The organism is Commensalibacter melissae, from assembly GCF_009734185.1.
Taxonomy (GTDB): domain Bacteria; phylum Pseudomonadota; class Alphaproteobacteria; order Acetobacterales; family Acetobacteraceae; genus Commensalibacter; species Commensalibacter melissae.
The window spans coordinates 468413-485181 of the sequence record NZ_CP046393.1 but is presented as its reverse complement, the minus strand read 5'-3'; the positions used below and the strand labels follow the sequence as shown (position 1 = coordinate 485181).

At 34.1% G+C, this 16769-nt stretch carries 18 protein-coding genes; all 18 read right to left on the bottom strand.

The genetic code is table 11. The features are described from left to right. Positions 1–131 precede the first annotated feature (131 nt). On the bottom strand, positions 132–908 hold the full coding sequence (locus GN303_RS02230) for a Gp138 family membrane-puncturing spike protein (RefSeq protein WP_110439489.1): 777 nt from the start codon (positions 906–908) through the stop codon (positions 132–134). Continuing rightward, the gene (locus GN303_RS02225) at positions 908–1981 is read right to left on the bottom strand and encodes a hypothetical protein (RefSeq protein WP_110439488.1); all 1074 of its coding nucleotides are present in this window, start codon (positions 1979–1981) and stop codon (positions 908–910) included. Before GN303_RS02225 ends, GN303_RS02230 begins: the two co-directional genes overlap by 1 nt. Further along, positions 1981–2298, bottom strand: a complete 318-nt coding sequence (locus GN303_RS02220; RefSeq protein ID WP_110439487.1) for a phage baseplate plug family protein — start codon at positions 2296–2298, stop codon at positions 1981–1983. The genes GN303_RS02225 and GN303_RS02220 overlap by 1 nt, the downstream gene beginning before the upstream one ends. Positions 2299–2323: 25 nt before the next feature. Beyond that, positions 2324–2986, bottom strand: coding sequence for a phage baseplate protein (locus tag GN303_RS02215; protein ID WP_146206670.1), 663 nt, complete (start codon positions 2984–2986; stop codon positions 2324–2326). Between the two features lie 144 nt (positions 2987–3130). Continuing rightward, entirely contained in the window at positions 3131–5206 is a 2076-nt protein-coding gene (locus GN303_RS02210; protein ID WP_110439485.1) for a hypothetical protein, read from the bottom strand. Positions 5207–5390: 184 nt separating this feature from the next. Then, positions 5391–5990, bottom strand: coding sequence for a hypothetical protein (locus GN303_RS02205; protein ID WP_110439484.1), 600 nt, complete (start codon positions 5988–5990; stop codon positions 5391–5393). A 4-nt stretch (positions 5991–5994) separates the two neighbouring features. After that, a complete protein-coding gene (locus GN303_RS02200; protein ID WP_110439483.1) occupies positions 5995–6513 on the bottom strand; it encodes a phage tail fiber protein in 519 nt (172 codons plus the stop codon). 1 nt (position 6514) lies between these two features. Then, positions 6515–7996 carry a DUF3383 family protein gene (locus GN303_RS02195; protein WP_110439482.1) on the bottom strand — a complete coding sequence of 494 codons (1482 nt, stop codon included), beginning with the start codon at positions 7994–7996 and terminating at the stop codon, positions 6515–6517. Between the two features lie 232 nt (positions 7997–8228). Beyond that, the gene (locus GN303_RS02190) at positions 8229–8582 is read right to left on the bottom strand and encodes a hypothetical protein (protein WP_110439481.1); all 354 of its coding nucleotides are present in this window, start codon (positions 8580–8582) and stop codon (positions 8229–8231) included. A gap of 95 nt (positions 8583–8677) precedes the next feature. Next, entirely contained in the window at positions 8678–9094 is a 417-nt protein-coding gene (locus GN303_RS02185) for a hypothetical protein (protein ID WP_110439480.1), read from the bottom strand. A gap of 161 nt (positions 9095–9255) precedes the next feature. Further along, the gene (locus GN303_RS02180) at positions 9256–9792 is read right to left on the bottom strand and encodes a hypothetical protein (protein ID WP_110439479.1); all 537 of its coding nucleotides are present in this window, start codon (positions 9790–9792) and stop codon (positions 9256–9258) included. A 9-nt stretch (positions 9793–9801) separates the two neighbouring features. Next, on the bottom strand, positions 9802–10248 hold the full coding sequence (locus GN303_RS02175; RefSeq protein ID WP_110439478.1) for a DUF4054 domain-containing protein: 447 nt from the start codon (positions 10246–10248) through the stop codon (positions 9802–9804). Then, positions 10245–10601 (bottom strand): hypothetical protein, encoded by a 357-nt coding sequence (locus tag GN303_RS02170; protein WP_110439477.1) that lies wholly within the window; start codon positions 10599–10601, stop codon positions 10245–10247. Before GN303_RS02170 ends, GN303_RS02175 begins: the two co-directional genes overlap by 4 nt. A 1-nt stretch (position 10602) precedes the next feature. After that, positions 10603–11646 (bottom strand): major capsid family protein, encoded by a 1044-nt coding sequence (locus tag GN303_RS02165; protein ID WP_146206669.1) that lies wholly within the window; start codon positions 11644–11646, stop codon positions 10603–10605. Between the two features lie 11 nt (positions 11647–11657). After that, positions 11658–12137 carry a structural cement protein Gp24 gene (locus tag GN303_RS02160; protein WP_110439475.1) on the bottom strand — a complete coding sequence of 160 codons (480 nt, stop codon included), beginning with the start codon at positions 12135–12137 and terminating at the stop codon, positions 11658–11660. Between the two features lie 2 nt (positions 12138–12139). Beyond that, a complete protein-coding gene (locus GN303_RS02155; protein WP_110439474.1) occupies positions 12140–13408 on the bottom strand; it encodes a DUF2213 domain-containing protein in 1269 nt (422 codons plus the stop codon). 124 nt (positions 13409–13532) lie between these two features. Further along, complete coding sequence (locus GN303_RS02150) at positions 13533–14933, bottom strand: DUF1073 domain-containing protein (protein ID WP_158523899.1); 1401 nt, start codon at positions 14931–14933, stop codon at positions 13533–13535. 366 nt (positions 14934–15299) lie between these two features. Further along, positions 15300–16733, bottom strand: a complete 1434-nt coding sequence (gene terL / locus GN303_RS02145) for a phage terminase large subunit (RefSeq protein WP_110439472.1) — start codon at positions 16731–16733, stop codon at positions 15300–15302. Between the last annotated feature and the right edge of the window lie 36 nt (positions 16734–16769).

The window sequence follows — 16769 nt, the reverse complement described above, 5'->3', positions numbered from 1 at the left end:
ACCTCAAAAAAAACCACTCAAAAGAGTGGTTAATAAAGTTCTTGATATTTCAAATTAATTTTTTAATAGAATATGATTTATGATAATTAATAATAAAAAATAACCTTTTGAATATATTAAAAATTTTAAATCTAATTTTTAGGTTGGGTAGTATCTTGACCCTTATTACCATTTCCATGAACATGTTCAAGAAAAGAAATTCCATCAATAACAGTATCTCCTGTCGTTTGAGCGGCACCTGTAATTAAAGTGTTCCCTATAATTGAAGTCTCACCAATAATGGATGTTTCTCCCAAAATATTGACCTGACCATTTATATTGACATTACCTTCTATATTAATATCCGAAGCTTTGATATGAAGTTTATCATCTTTTATTTTTACATCGGTACCATTAGATAAAAATATTTCTACGTCCTGATCCCTTATATTCACGAAAGTAGTGGGGGATTGTTTTGACACAGGCGCAATGGCCATCTCCAGATTACCATCAGTGATTTTTAACCATGTTCTTGGTTCTTCATTTAAAAGGGATCCTATATAAATGGCATCTGATATAGAATGTTTACGATAACTTGCCGGAATATGTTTTTTACGACTAGAAACAACATTTGAAATATCCCTAGCAGCAAAAACAACAATGCCCTTATCACCTATTTTAGGATCAATAATGATTCCATAATCTCCAGCCTGTTGTCTTGCATAAGGAATATTACTGATTTGCGCATGATCTACTGCCTTTCCTTCATTATCCAACATTGCGAGCATCGGAATTACATCAAGAAGCCGTTTTTCGGTATCAACAGATAATACTTGTACCGGCATAGCAGTAAAAACACGACTGATTGCATTATCCATCATAGTCCATAACGTATTAAGAACGCTATTTCCTTTGTTGGGATTCATCATTAGCCAATATGTCCTTTTTTATCTTTTTTAGAAAAATCTTTTTGCAATTCAATATTTGTAAACCATGGCCCATCAGGTGTATAACAGGATAATTCATGTTTTAATGAAACCATATATCGCCATACTCCATTAATATTTTTAATATATTCTGATTTAAGAGCTATTTCCTCTCCAAATCGAATTGAATGATTAAAAATACTTCGAACAGTGATACCTCTATCTGAATAGGCAGGATAACCGATCATTCCATTATTGACAGAAATATTCCTGGAAGAAATTTCTACAGCTTCTATCTTATCATTATTACTATCATTAGTTTCTAGTCTACGTTCATAATCATTTAATGTCATATTTTCAGGAAAGATTTTGCAAATCTGATCCTGAAATGTAAAACGGGTTTTCGTATCTCTTGTACATAATCGAATTTGTTCAATTAAATCATCATGATAATTGGGATTGTTTAAAACGGCATTAACACCATAATTTTTAAAACTCAATCTTCCTATCCCATTAGAATAGGGTAGAGATGCATTATATTTATCAATAATTGTTTGCACAACAGTTGCGACAGGTGTTTTATTTTTGAATGAAATGGATTTAGCTGGAGTCAGATTTAATCCTGCTGCAACCATTGCATTCACATGGAAAGCAAGATCAGGTGCACTGCCATAATCTGCATAAGCAACTGTTATACCGCCTTCAAATATTTTATTATATATAATTTTTTTATCGGAACTGTTTTCCAGACTTGCATATATGATCAAATAATTGCCAAACCCATTTGACTCTTTTTTATATTGACCCAATGTTGATAATTGATTGATCCAATGCTCATCCATATTATAAATCGTGCATTGACATTCTGGAAGACTCTCCCCTCCCTGATAATTAATAGAAACTTTCGCTTTAAGATGTTCGACCGAAAGAATTAATTTTCCATCTGCAAACGTTTTTTGTCGTTTATTTTCATCCACTCCCATTACAAATTCAAATTTTAAATAACGTTTATGAAAGGTAGTAAAAGTAGGACGATGACCAATAACAGTAATTTTCTCTTCATAGGATGATAGCATTATATACCTATCCCATCATCAATTCCACTTTCGAGATAATAAAGCAAATAACGATTACCAAAATCTTTATAAGATGGATGATTAAATCCTTGCTGATCAACAAACATTAAATCTCCAGGAAATTCAAGATAAGCAGAACGGATTAATCGAACCCGATCCAGACATAAAATTCCTGTTAATAATGGTACTGCACCATAATAAACATCAAGGAACACACCAACATTTCCTCTATCCAACAGGCGAAAACGATAATCCATTCCCTCAAGAGTAAGAATAAACTGCTGAGCCTCAATAGGTGAAATCTGTATAAGTTGCATTTCGTATTATTACCTATCAATCTGACTAATAAGGTTTTTGGCTTTTGTTAGCCGCTTGTTTCTGATTACCATTTAAAGCATGAGGTTGAGTTGTTCCCTGACTTACACTGTCGTTAGAATAGGCTCGCGCATTTTTAATGGTAATATTCTTTGGTGTGGATATAATTTCCTGAAAATCAATTAAGTATCGTACAAGTTGAAAACCTTTTGATGAATTTCGTTCAACAGAATGAGCATTTATTTTAACATTGTTAATCAAACGTTCCGCTGTATGTAAAATGTATACATTTGTAGAATTTTCCGCATGTTCCAAAACATCCTCAAATAATTTCCGTTGTTTTTGAGTTCCTGTTGAAACATAAGTGACTTGTCCCGTTCTGGGTTGCTCTACCAGATTATATGCGACAACTTTTCCACCTTCGACAGGTGCAGTTGAAGTTTTATATTCTTTTTTATACTTTAAATAAATAACCCCTGCCTCGGCTACATTATTGCCCATAGAAAAACTTAATGTTTTATTTAAGATTTTTATTTCATTTTTTTTTAATCCGGTTTCATAAAATGGATTTCCATTTTTATCGAAAAAACCGAATTTGGAATCTGTATTAACCAATTGATTTAATAGCTTCCACCCAGCACTCTGGGCATAAGAGGACAAAATATTATCAGCCCCTATTTTTATAGCCATAACATCCTCCAATATCGAGGCTCTTTTAAATTAGAACCAACAAATAAATTATTTAAATTTAAAAGAATATTTATAAATATTATAAAATTATCTTAAATAAATAAAAATTAAGATTATATTTTTCGTTTTTTAATAAGTAAATTTTTAACAATTGATAGCTTTATAAGATTGTACCGCGTTAGAAAATGGAAAACTAAGGCTCAATTGCTGTTTTACCTGTTGTGCTATCATCATGGGATCAGCACTTGAGGGTTGTACAATAATGTTAATTCGATATTGCTGATTATTATTAGTCATGCAATTCATTATCTTATTAAAAGAAGGATTAACCTTATTTATTTGTCCATCATTTGCCAGTAGTTTACTCATTTGAACATTATCATTACCTGATGATAAAGAATGTTTTTGTGAATTACCAATCGTACCTTGATAGGCTTTATATGCTTCGATTCCAACAGCTGTACCACCCACACCCGCCGCGATGGTATTGCCCGACTGATTAACCATAGAAGAAGCGAGTATTGGTTTTTTCAAAGGAGGAGATGCAGCCTTACTATCTTTACTTGTCATGTAGTTATACAAACTATACAAATCATAACCTAATGACATCGCATCAAAAGCCCACCCAGCAGGTCCAGCAAATAAACCTGCTATTTTAGGTAATATATGACGTGCACCAAAAGCTGCAACTTTTCCCATCATGCGATCAGCATTACCAAAATGAGGAATCTTAGTTACAACATGCTCTAACTCATCCCCAACAGCCTTTACTCCTCCAGTTAATCCGAATATTCCTGAAATTTTCAAAGCTGTATGACCAATACTCCCTATAACGGAACCAGTTCCCTTTTTGACAGCACTTATACCAGAAACTTTATTCCATATTTTACCTAATCCACTAGCTTTTTTACCTATAGCACCAATTTCAGGTATTTTAGAAATAAATTTATCAGCTTTACTACCATTTTTCAGTAAGGATTTGGCAATATTTGCCAATCCTGAACCACCCTTTCCTAAAACTCCTTTAAATGTCGCAATTGTTGCTACAAAACTTATAACCGCGGTAAAAACAGTTTTTAATAGATCAATCTTATCATTAACATCATTTGTAATAGCTATCTTTGATTTTGCAGAAGCGATTGTATCTCCATGCCTTTTTAATAAATCACTTTCCAAATTCGATTTATTTATAATGTAACCGGCGGATTTTTCAGCTGCTAATAAGTTATTTTGATTTTTAATATTATCTAATTTTGCACTAGCGTTTGACGCTTCTGATAAAATTTGATTGGTTTCGTTATTTCCTTCTAAATTAGAATTTTTTTGTTCTTCTAAAAATATATTTTGATATCCATAGGTTTGAACTCTTTTTGATTTAGCATCAATAATATCATGTTCAGGCGCAGTCAATTGATCATAAATATGAACATTGTCATGAGCCAATTTTCTAGCAATAATATTTGCACGATCCGGATTAACTTTTTGTAAAGTGGCTAAAGCCTTACGAATATTTTCCAAGCGCTCAAGTACAGTAAAATTATGCCCCTTGTCATCACCCCTTTGTAAAACTCGCTGACTGGGAGCTACCTTATCTAATTCTTGTAATTCTGGATAATTAAGTAAACTATTTGTTTTATTGGTGGAAATGGCAGAATTTATATTCGCCATTTCTTTATAAAACATCAAACTTTCAGATTTATTCGCCCCATAACGATTACCAACATTTACAGCTTGATAAACATCCGATACAGATGAATTTGTCATGCTAGCCATTTGTTGCATTGCACTATTATCATCTGTAATATTACTTATGTCCCTTATCGTCAAGAAACGATCTGCCAGTTCGGAAATTGCCCCCTTAAAACTATCAAAAGAATTTTCTAATTTGCTTACCGCAGCAAGAAATGATTCTCCCTTTCCATCATGATCGGACTTTTCATATAATGAATTTTTCAAAATATCTAAATCATCAAGTTTATCTAGCTTTCCTAATTTAGACAAATTATTCAACTGATTTAAGTTATCAAGTTTTTCATTCGCAGAATTTTGATTATCAATTATGATTTGTAAATTTGTTGAAAGGATTGATGAAGATTCCGGATTATCTGATGAATGTGTAGAAAAAGCTAAAGAAAATTTTTCTAATGCCTGATCCATCTTTGCAACTGAATCCAACAAGGATTGTTGTATCTGATTATCTGGTTGATTAGAATTATCCATACCTATTTTTCCTTAAATTATAGCAATGGCTATAGAACTTCATCAAGTTCACTCTTCCGTTTAATATATTCGGAAGCTATCATTTCATTATATTGATTAATTAAAATTATTTCTAAAAATTGGTACAAATCTCGCACGCTATAAACAGATTGTAATTCTTTTAGCGTAGCAAAACCTGAAGTAATCACCTCTCCGATTGATTGAGGGATGTTTGGGTAGTATCGATATCCTTTTTGCTCTGTAATTGCTCCATCGAAACTATGAAAAGGTCTAAGTACCGCTTGGCGTCTCTCGTAAAAAAATCCGTATGTAACTTAAATGCCTCCCGTTTTAAAGCGATAATAGTAGAAACTTCTTCAATATAATGATTAGGATTATTCAAAATTGGCTCTACCAAATCATTTTGACCAGGATTCAAATAAATACTACAGCAATCAAACAAGGGTTTAACTACAATTTTTAAATCATCATAAGGCAAACTGAAAAACAATGAAGACAAATATACAGCTAATTTTTCAGTAGCTTGTTGAATTTTTACCATTCCTTCATCATTTTTCTCCATTAACTTTTCATAACTTGATTCTATTGTTGCTTCTTGCACATAAGTGTAAACTAAAGGTATTAAAAACGATATATCCTCTTTATTAGCATTTCTTAAAATCGCATTAATCGAGCGTTCAGCCCATTCTTCTGTATCAAAAGCAGACATTTCGGTGATTTTAAATAATTTACCTTGATCACGACCAGGTTCTTGGATTTTTAATTCAACTGAGCGACGTGCCATAAACTTAGACCTCTACAGTTTCATCAACAGATTCAAAAATAAATTTACAAGGAACGGCACTTAATGTTTTTTGATGATTGGGTATAGCCTGCCACTGAGTCAGATAGCCATTATTCAAATTATAATTTTTACCTAAAGAAGGAATAATCATTGTTCCATTAAATTTCAAAGCTTCCCTTTGAACCTGCATTACTTTTGCCAGTGATTGCAAAATTGCCAAAGAACTGGAAGCTGCGACAAAATTAATTTCCAGCTCAACTTGATGCGCATCAGGCAAATAACCTCCATAAACAGTACCTTCAAAAGATGTTACTGTTTCAACTAAACTTTTCGAGGAAAATTTGAACGGTGAATCTGACGTCAACCCCTCCAAGCTTAATGGTACGCCTATCAAGGGTGAAACAAAACCTGATGCTGTTGATCCCAAACCAACTTTATCCGCTATATTATTATTTACCCATGGATTACTTGCAATGAGCGTTAATTTTGTATTGATTGATGTAATTGTTCTATTTATTGCCATTTTATTGTAACTCTATGCTGTTCATGTTGATTTGTTGAACGGATTGACCATCGGTATACCAAAAATTAATGGGAGGCGAACCACGACGAACGCGGGTTTGTGGTGTTACATTACCCATATCAATTTTCAGATAATAACCCACAGCCGTTATATTATTGATTTGAGATAAATTAAGACCAGCCTGTTTAAGACTTTGTGTTTGATCTTCAGATAAATAAATACCAGAACGTATTGCGCCAAACTTAATAAAATCATCAATTGCGGGTTTGATTGCCGCACTTAAAATTCCCTTACCTTCATTATTATATGGAATCTGTCCTTTGGCTAATAGGGTTTTTATAAAACAATTTTGAAAATAACGACGCATCCATACCTGACAATACCAGCTATCCAACCATAAATACTGTCCTGAAATTTTACCTTCCATCATAAAGACAAAATCATTTGACGCTGATGCCCACACGCCATAGAAATTATAACCATTCGCTTTAAGTGCCAAGGCAATGTCTTCATTCGTTACATTGGCTTTTAATAAGCTGCTACGACGAAAAGCGGCATTATATCGTCCATCGGTTTTTTCAAGATCCCATGCCGCAGGATAACCTGCGATAAAAGCACAAAGTTCAAGACTGTTATAAACACATACAACACCCTCGTAATTTGCTGAATATACCTTTTCGGCAAATGAAGTTCCGGTATTGGCCGTTATCGCTTTATTTGAACTATCAGAAAGAATGACACATACATCATCCTTCATAGAATCAGCCCATTTTGCAAAAGTTAGAGCTTCTGCCTCATCAGGTTCCCAAGTCAGAAAAACGGAACAAAAAGTTAGGTTTTCTTTTCTCAAAGTATTAATAACACTTGATGGTGTAGGAGATTCAATTGCGGGTGATAAACTGGCCCCTTGATTTTCTGAAAGTCTCAATAGATCAGCCAATTGCCCTGTTGCAAAACTAACATAAGAATTGTGTCCGGTTAATCCGGATGTGATAATAAAGGATTGATTTCCAGATGAATAAACAACAGAAACTCCCAACAAATTTTCCAAAATTGTTGCCGCTTCACTAAAGCTATTGATAAAGCTAAAATCTGGATCAACTATATTTTTTTCATTATTATCAACCACAATCTGTAAATCACCCTTAAAAGATCTTAACTCTTCCAAAGTGACAGCCGACATTGTTGCGCCAATCAAACCAGCGCTTGTATTGTTTTCAGCGTATAAAGCCATATAAAGCTGAGTTGCAACACGATCAGAATCTGTAAATCCAGCAAAATAAACTGTTGCAAGGTTATATTCCATTGAATCATAACCAAATAATTTTCCAATTTCTTCAGCATTTTCAAATATGGATGTAATCCCCGCAGGAATAACATTCTCTTTTCTTGTAAGCATTAAACCAAATAAGTCATTTCCCTTGTTCCCTACGGATAAAACCTTTGGATTAATTCTTACAATATTATTTAATGGTATAGACATTAATTTGTAATCCTTATCATAGTGGATTGGTTTATAAAATTATCGAACACCAATTTTAGTATTCCCTGTTTCAGGCAATTTAGGCTTGGTTCAAGCATGCCTGGATTTCGAATGTTTGAATGATTTATGAAAAATAATTAATTTTTAATTTGGAATGTGTTTAAGAATAAAAAAAACCACCTAAAAAGGTGGTTCAATTGTTTGCATGAAGATTGGAAAACTTGTTATTATTTTAAGATTTTCCTTCTTTTTTTGCCGCACTTCTTACATCAAGATAATAAACGAAAGATGCAAGCATCAAGGCAACAGAAGGAATTAAGGCAAACAAATAGGCATAAATCATCATCATTTGTTGTGTCGTTACACTATTATCTGCCGGCAGGGAGACAAATCCCAAATAAATAAATATCCAACCTCCCAATAAAATAACAGCAAACATTAAAAAAGCCGGTAATTTTCTTACATGCTTAGGCATTGTAATAGATTGTTTCGTAATCGCCGAGACCACAGATAAAACAGCACCGACAGCTATCATAAAACTAAAAAAACCGACCATAACCGCTTTAAATAATGCAATTACATCCATGTTATTGCCCCTTGCTTAAATTGTTTTATAATCAAGGTTATTAAACTTTATTTTAGAAAGCAATTATAAGTATATGGTATTGAAAAAAATAAATTTTATTCATCAGCATAGATAACCAGTTCTCCTTGATCGTTTTCAGGTTGATCAAGTTGAGCTACGACCAAAACCTTACACCAGCCAGACATTTCCCACTCTTCTAATCTTTGAACAACCAACCAGCGTCGCCCCAGAAATTCCAAAAGATCACCACCGACACCTCTTACACGATCTATGCCGTAAAGTTGTCCATTAGCATAAACCACACGTTTTTCATTTTGTTCACTGGCATAATGACCATGAATCAACTTATCTCCTTTTAAGGATTGAACTTGCAATTCAATAGATTCAGGATCTTCATAAACAGCCTCTTGTCGAGTTCCTTTTAGAATATAACCTTTTGAACGAAATAACGATCCTGTAATAGAGGGATTTACAATTCCAATCATACTTCGCACCATATTATGAAGCTTCATAGAATCTTATTCCTTTAGATTTATATAGACTAATGTTTATGATTTAAAAATTATATACTTAATTAAATTATAGATTTTATCTATAAATAATTATTATTTTTATGTAAAATTGATAATCAATCTTCATTTTATTGCAAAATACAATTAAAATTACTTAGAAACTATGCATCTGAACAATCATCCTGACAACTGGCAATAAAAACAGACCCATTTACTAATGGAGACCATTTAGAATGACATTTTAAAAATTCATTCCATAAATCCCTTGGCAAACGTGTAAAGCCAATATTTCCAAAAAAACGTCTGCTATCTTTACCTGGCATATCCCGAATACCTCGTAACAGGATGTTTTGACCATCAACCTTAATAACTAAACCGTTGGGTATTCTACAGCCAATAATAATATAATCTAGATTATGTTCTTTAGTATTATCATAAGCGATTATAGATTGAGCATTAATATCTATGGCATCGTCCAAGAATTTATCCATATAATCATCAGCAGCATTGCAATCATTGAATTTAAATTTGCTTAAATCTATCGATTCATCAATTTCAGCATTGTCTTGATCTAGAGAATAAAATTGAAGATTTTCCTTTTCATATTCTGAATGATTAAAGTCTAATAATGGCAAATAATATTTTAAATTGGATTTTATTTCCTTGTTATCAAAATTGTTATTTTTAGCCCTTGTCATAATTCCCTCTTATGGAAAGATACGCAGACGAGGATCAGGAATGGGTTTAGTATAAAAAGTACTACGATATTTTTTTGTTAAAGCCCAAAATTCATATCCATAACGTGTTTGTGCCAACCAAGGATCAATTTTATTTTTTGCATGAGATTTGGTATCTACATGAAGAGAAACACTTCCTTCTGTCACCGATGAAATTGATCCTATAAGCTGATCCCCATTTTCAGTTTTTTTTTGCAAACAAACCAGATGAGAAACCAGCAAATTCATTAAAATACGCTTTTCCTTTAAACAACAAACCACGCTATATTTTCCTGGATTGAAATAAATGGCAGCTCGTTCAGCGATTTTATAAATGGTTTCAGGACGAAAAAAACTCTCCAATTCCGGAAAGCTTGCCGCCCAATCTGACCAATCAAACACACATTCCTGATGTTTCAGATCAGATTGTAAATTCATATTGCCTGTCCTGCTTTCACCTGTTCCAGCGACTTTGGCATTTTAGCAGAATCAATCGGTTCAAGACCATGCATCAAAGTTTCTTTTTCTTTGGCTTCATCTAAAACTTTTTTCTTTTTATCTGCAGCAAATATGAAGCCTTTTTGGTAGGGCGCAAAATTTTCATGTTGTTTGACCCATGCCTCCCAGAAATCTCTTGAAACTTTTGTTAACCCTACAATTTGGGATGCCATATAAAAAGGAGTCTGTGGACGCCCCAAGTGCATGCTGCCTTTTAACTCAACTTTTTCTTTTCCTACTTCTAAAATAATCCCATGAGGTAATTTACAGGCTACTATGACTGTTTCCGCCATTTTAAACCCCAATCATTTGCGCAATCAGGATAGGACGTGTTATGATTGCCCCCCATGATCCCTGTGTCAATTTTTCTTCCATAGAAGAAGTTTTACGAACAATACCATGACTTCTTAATTTTTCAGAAAAAGCACAGGTTATAGTGTCAATACCTTGATAATTCTCTACAAAAAGCTGAATCAATTCACCACCTTCTAACGATAATTGAGGTGCACTGACTTGTGTAAGATTAGGAAAATTTTTCTTCAACAAATCCATAACCCCTATCCCATGTTCATTTGTTTTTAACAGATAGGGTTGAATCTCATTAGATACGACCAATTTTAATGGACTATCCATATTAACGGCATTGTCCAGATTAATCATCCCTTTTGTTTGCGCCTGTAATTGTCTGTACAGCTTCTGAATATCTTCATAAATTTCATTAGCTGAAGCCTTCCCCCAAACCGTACCGCCAGAACCTTTTATTGTGGGCGCAATCGGAGGTAGTAAAGCGGGATCATTCAAGGCACCATAATTTTGCAGGTTGGAAACTCCAAAAAAATAAGACTGGTTCTGCCAATGATTTAATAATAAAGCGGCCGCCATTCTTTTACGTGATGCAATATCAATATTAGATAAAGCAGCCCGACCTTCTTCACGATCTCCCCATTCTGCAAAAGTTTGGACCAGAAATTGTTGACGCTGGGGAAATGAGGTATTAAGGACACTATATCCTGCTTGGTTAAAATCTCCATAAGCGGCAATATCACCAGCTGGTTCAACGACTGTAAACATCATTGTATCATGTAGCCAATCCCCCTTTTTCGCTTCCCCGTATATAGAAGCTGCCTTACATGGGGCCGTTAAGACATCAATAATATTTGGATCTATATAAGTCGTAAATTGACCTGGAATGGAATTATTTGCCTTTGTTACAGGTGAAGTCGAACTATCCCCTACCCTTATATTGTCTGTATAATCAACAACATTGGGTAAGTGAATTCCAAATTGGTTTTCCAAAATTGCTCGATCACGTACCCATGATTTTGTTTGAATGGTCATAATTGTTCCTCTTAAATCCATGCAGAGATTTTGACAATATCCCCGCCCTTTGCATTTTCAGCATATTTATAATTTGTTGCGACAGCATTTTTGTCATCTGATACAACAACTTTACCTGTTTCCTTCGACGCATAGACCATTTCACCTTGTTGAACTTGGGACATCATTTCAGGTAATTCAATAATAAATTCCCCCTTACTGAAAACAGTCACCATTGTTCCCGGAGAAATTTCCATATTCCCCTCTCGTGCATCTGGAAGATTGATTCCTGCCCATTCGCGCCCGACAAAACCAATTGGACTTGCATTTCCTTTATTGCTAATCAATCCTTCCCGTTCATCAGTCCATACAAAGGAACCAGCCTCAATTGCTGTTTCTCCAACCTGAAACGCCCCGTCTTTACCCAATAAACTGATCCGTGGATTTACAGACGAAAAATCACCATGCCAACCTTGGGCAGGGTTCAAGTTAACTTTATTTTGAAAAGACATAATTAAATACTCCGTAATCGTGTAACACCAAAACGATGCTGTTCTTTGGAACGAATATATCCAGCATCATTGGCCCTGATTTGTTGTTTATGTGCAAGCATCATATCAACAGTATATTTTAACTGGTCGTATCCCATGTTTTCTGGAGGATTTTTTCCTGTAACTTCACTCAACACCGTTCGTAGAATTACCTCCCCGCTATCTTCTGTACCAGCCCATTCACCAACTAGGGGTTTTACCAGAATTCTGGCTTCTTGGGCCTGTTTAGCTTTTGTCATGATCCGACGTTCTATTAATCGTTCTAGGGAAACTGCATCATAAGCTTGGGGTTTAAGTCCTGTTTTTTTAATTAAGCTATCCTCAACATCAAAACCACCTGATGCATTCATATCATCATCTGAGGTCGATATAGTATCAATTGAATCATCATCATTTACCGGTGCATTCTGATCATTTTCAGATAATACCTTATGAACAAGACCAACAATTTTTTCTGCCTGTTGCCCATCTTTACAATCTTTTGCCATAGAACAATCAGAAAGGACCGCTCTCAATAACTTTCCAATATATTTGCGACGTGCACCACTAACAGAAGCAACCGCATCTGTAATTTGTGTATAATTGGCTCTATCAGATTTTGACTGATTTAAAAAATCAGCAAGGACTAAAGCTAATTTCTGCCCTAAATTATTAAGTTTTGACATTTGTATGTTCAACCTTTCATCTGCAACTCTAACATCATGTCCTGCACGACCTTGTTCAACCAAAGCAATATGATCCACATTAATATCCGTCATTATTCCGTCATAAGGCTCATTTTCAAACATTCCGGTCTCCATTACAGGTGTAAAAGCGTAAGAAGCAGATAATTCAGCCTGTGTATTGTTTTTAATTGCCTGTATATAATCCCCGTCCCAAATCGTAATTGAAGCCTGAATATAAGGATAAGAAAAAGACGGGTCTGAACCCGTCGTTCCAATGACTTTTGAATTATCAAGCTGATCCGCATCTGCAGCTTTATGCACGTAAAGAATGGGACGTTCTTTAAAAGAAAAGACTGCTTTTTTTAAAGCATCTGGTGATCGAAGAAAACGATATTTACGTTCTGGTTCCAAACCATATTTCATATGATTTTTTATCTCGAATCCATAATACTCACATATATTAGCCTTGGTTAAATTTGTTTTTTTTACACGTAAATGTCCGTTCCAGTCCTCAAAACGCATTGTTTTTGCATCAAAAGTCAAGGTTCGGTTCCATAAATTACCCATAATTTTACCTATATATTTGATATCAAAAGGGTTTTTTGGTTAAAAACTTATAAAAAAATGTAGATTTATACAAATTTTGATATTCATAAACATTTTACTGCACCTAATATTTTTTGTATAAAACCTATTTTTTTAAATTTATAAATGAAAACAAAGCAGATTGATCTTCATTTTCTAATAAGTCTTTTATTTGAGAAAGGCTTAAAATATTATTGGAAACATAATCACACATCGTTTTTGCTATGTTCATATTAACTTGTGATTGCTGCAATTCGTCCAATTGCCACAAGGAATTAAAATCAAAAGTGATATCTGGATCTATTTTTCCAAATAAATGCAGTTGAATAATTTCAAGAATTTTCTGCAATGGTTGACGTAAAACCGTTTCCTGAAAAGCGGCAATTCTATCGTAAAAACAACGTATTTCTCCATCGGAAGATGCATTCAAACCTGATGGTGTTATACCTAATAATTTTACCAAAGGAATACCTGAAATTGCGGCCATGTGTTCCTGAGCCTGAGCTTGTAATTGTGCCAATCCAGTCAAGGGTGTAGCAACATTTGTAAGTTCTTCTGTTTCTTTATCTACAATCTGCAAACCACGATTGTCACGGTAAGCCGCCATTAAGGCAGCTCTTTGCGTCAATTCTTCGCAACCAGGACTTAATAACTGAGATAAATCCGTTTTCAAAACCATAGTTGAAAAAGACTTGATTAAATCCGATACTGATTGTCGCGTCCTTAACCAGTTATCAACATAAGGTTTGGCCATAAAAGCAAATGGAACCCCACCAAAATTATAAGCTGGTTTCAAAATATCAGGAACTGGTTGAGAAATGATTGTAATCAACCTGCTGGCATGAATTTTTTTTCCCAATACCCACCACATTGAAGGCTTATAAAAATCTTCTGTAAAAGGATCTATTGTATCATATGAAACAGGGGTTGCCCAGGTCGGGTCAATAAGCTTGAATCCACGCAGCTCACCTTTTCTAATTTTTTTTGAAGTTAGATATAAAGGAGCCTGTTTTTCCTCATCATCATGATTAGCCGTTTCTAAATCAATATAAAGATGTACCAGCCCAAAATAACCTTCCGTACATAATGATTTTTTAATTAAATCTTGAATATTTAAACGCTTAAATTCCGCTTTTATTTTATTTATAATGGACGAATCATACCCTTCCTTTTTGATATGTTTAAACCTTATCCATTCTCTTGTAGCCTCTTCTGCTCTCGTTTCAATAATTATTCTATATTCACCACGTAAGGATAATTGTGCCAGATATGGATATCCGGGAAATCCAATTCCCTCTTCAAATAATGTCGTCGTCGGACAATTTCCAACATTGAAATTATGAAATTGATTAAAAAACAAGCTGTCGTTAACAGTTACAGAATTATAAGAATCGCCAACCACTCCCACTGGAGCTTGATATGGTATATATATATCCTGTTTGTTTCCAAAAAATTCTGGATTTTGTCTAGGAATATTAATATCCCTTAATTTGGTTTTTTTCACCATAACCGAATTCATCTTTCATTATTAAATATCTCGATTGAAAGTTTAATACGCTGTTCAACTATCGGTTTTGTTGTTTTTAAAAAATTAAATCTAATTTATTTAAAATGTAACTACGCTAAATTGGTTTTAAAAATTTAACATTATATTACCGCTTATAACAAAATTGTGATTTTTTAAGATCTTAAAATAATTGCAATCAGTAATGTTTAATTATATGTTATTAAAATCATTGACTATTTCAATTAAGATTATTTTATAATTTTATTAATCATAGTTATTTAAATCATTTAAATATTTTAGTTCATCAAAGCGGATTAGCTTTATAGGCTATTCCGCTTTTTATTTAATTATCAATACGAAATTTAATTAAATATTCATAATTCCTTGCCAATTTGGCATTTTCGGTAATTTTCTTTGTAATGAAATAGCTTCAAAAGCGCCAGAAGAAGCATCAACCTGATCATCATGTGAACCATTAGGAAAGTCAGAAAGTTCATCTAAATATGATCTGTTCCAATTAGCTCTTAATAAAGATACATTTCCTATGTTAACCTGTGATGCAAATGGGTCAGCTCTGGCAATTTTATTCCCCGTTTCCCGTATCGCTTTTATTTTATACCCGGCAAGCATTTTGAGGTAATATTGCACCTGAGCCACACCCGCCTGTCCAGGATCCTGTGGAATTACAATTTTAACATCAAAACCATCCTGACTGGCGACAGCCTTGACAGTCTTAATAACTTCATCTGGCAAACCACGAAGTCGCACAACATCAAGCACTGTATATCCACTATCTACATTCCGTTGCATCTTTACCCCCACGGTCCAATCAGGATCATATTTGCCAATATCTCTGGAAGCAGCAAAATCCCAACGTCTGACAACCTGGACTGGTTTTGGTGCTGCATCAATAATATTTAGCATATTAACTTTGAAAATTGATCCAGTTGATAGCGTTGGTTCACCTTGATACAAAGCAAACCAGTCTCGTTCACCCACTGCCTTTCGAATCTGTTCAAGCTCATTTCTATCATACGCTTCAGGCCATAAAGGCTCACCTTTTTTCCGTCCTAAAACATCATTTTCATTTGCAATAGCTGGTAAATTAATAACCTCCCATTTTTCACCTGTATCATTTTTCATCTGTGATAATAACCTTCCCGCCAAATCATCAACATGCCAACGAGTCTGAACAATAATAATGGCCCCACCGGGCATAATTCGTGTTCTCAATACAGACTTATACCAATCCCAGACATTATCACGCATTATTTGACTTTCAGCTTCATGTCTATCTTTTACAGGATCATCAATGATAGCAAGATGTCCTCCATAACCTGTCATACTTCCACCAATACCGGCTGTTAAAAACACACCCCCATGATTGGTTTCCCATAAATCCTTTGCTTTGCTATCAATTGAAAGAGCAACATCAGAAAAAATATTTCGATAATATTTTGATGTCACTAAATTACGAACATCACGACCAAATTTATCTGCTAGTTTAGCTGAATAGCTGGCTGTAATGACTTGTTTTGTAGGATTGCGCCCTAAAAACCAGGCAGGAAAACGTTTTGAAATTAATTCACTTTTTCCATGGCGCGGCGGCATAAAAACCATCAGTCTTTTAACTTCACCACGTTCAACTGCTTCAAGTTTTTTACATAATAAATTCAAATGAAGACCAGCACGATAATCCGGTTTTGTATAAATTGTAAATGCCGAAAGATAATGACGCGCATCATGACGTTTTTTTAGTTCTTCAATGGCTAATTTTTTTGCTTTTTTTAGCAAAATCATAAATTATATTTTTACACCTAACAAAAATTTTATCAT

What these genes read in the sequence shown, in the direction of transcription:
- GN303_RS02215 (WP_146206670.1), bottom strand. Translation starts at nt 2,986, where the DNA reads ATGGCTATAAAAATAGGGGCTGATAATATTTTGTCCTCTTATGCCCAG.
- GN303_RS02230 (WP_110439489.1), bottom strand. Translation starts at nt 908, where the DNA reads ATGATGAATCCCAACAAAGGAAATAGCGTTCTTAATACGTTATGGACT.
- GN303_RS02160 (WP_110439475.1), bottom strand. Translation starts at nt 12,137, where the DNA reads ATGTCTTTTCAAAATAAAGTTAACTTGAACCCTGCCCAAGGTTGGCAT.
- terL (WP_110439472.1), bottom strand. Translation starts at nt 16,733, where the DNA reads ATGATTTTGCTAAAAAAAGCAAAAAAATTAGCCATTGAAGAACTAAAA.
- GN303_RS02170 (WP_110439477.1), bottom strand. Translation starts at nt 10,601, where the DNA reads ATGGCGGAAACAGTCATAGTAGCCTGTAAATTACCTCATGGGATTATT.
- GN303_RS02155 (WP_110439474.1), bottom strand. Translation starts at nt 13,408, where the DNA reads ATGGGTAATTTATGGAACCGAACCTTGACTTTTGATGCAAAAACAATG.
- GN303_RS02180 (WP_110439479.1), bottom strand. Translation starts at nt 9,792, where the DNA reads ATGACAAGGGCTAAAAATAACAATTTTGATAACAAGGAAATAAAATCC.
- GN303_RS02175 (WP_110439478.1), bottom strand. Translation starts at nt 10,248, where the DNA reads ATGAATTTACAATCTGATCTGAAACATCAGGAATGTGTGTTTGATTGG.
- GN303_RS02165 (WP_146206669.1), bottom strand. Translation starts at nt 11,646, where the DNA reads ATGACCATTCAAACAAAATCATGGGTACGTGATCGAGCAATTTTGGAA.
- GN303_RS02225 (WP_110439488.1), bottom strand. Translation starts at nt 1,981, where the DNA reads ATGCTATCATCCTATGAAGAGAAAATTACTGTTATTGGTCATCGTCCT.
- GN303_RS02205 (WP_110439484.1), bottom strand. Translation starts at nt 5,990, where the DNA reads ATGGCACGTCGCTCAGTTGAATTAAAAATCCAAGAACCTGGTCGTGAT.
- GN303_RS02185 (WP_110439480.1), bottom strand. Translation starts at nt 9,094, where the DNA reads ATGAAGCTTCATAATATGGTGCGAAGTATGATTGGAATTGTAAATCCC.
- GN303_RS02150 (WP_158523899.1), bottom strand. Translation starts at nt 14,933, where the DNA reads ATGGTGAAAAAAACCAAATTAAGGGATATTAATATTCCTAGACAAAAT.
- GN303_RS02195 (WP_110439482.1), bottom strand. Translation starts at nt 7,996, where the DNA reads ATGTCTATACCATTAAATAATATTGTAAGAATTAATCCAAAGGTTTTA.
- GN303_RS02190 (WP_110439481.1), bottom strand. Translation starts at nt 8,582, where the DNA reads ATGGATGTAATTGCATTATTTAAAGCGGTTATGGTCGGTTTTTTTAGT.
- GN303_RS02200 (WP_110439483.1), bottom strand. Translation starts at nt 6,513, where the DNA reads ATGGCAATAAATAGAACAATTACATCAATCAATACAAAATTAACGCTC.
- GN303_RS02210 (WP_110439485.1), bottom strand. Translation starts at nt 5,206, where the DNA reads ATGGATAATTCTAATCAACCAGATAATCAGATACAACAATCCTTGTTG.
- GN303_RS02220 (WP_110439487.1), bottom strand. Translation starts at nt 2,298, where the DNA reads ATGCAACTTATACAGATTTCACCTATTGAGGCTCAGCAGTTTATTCTT.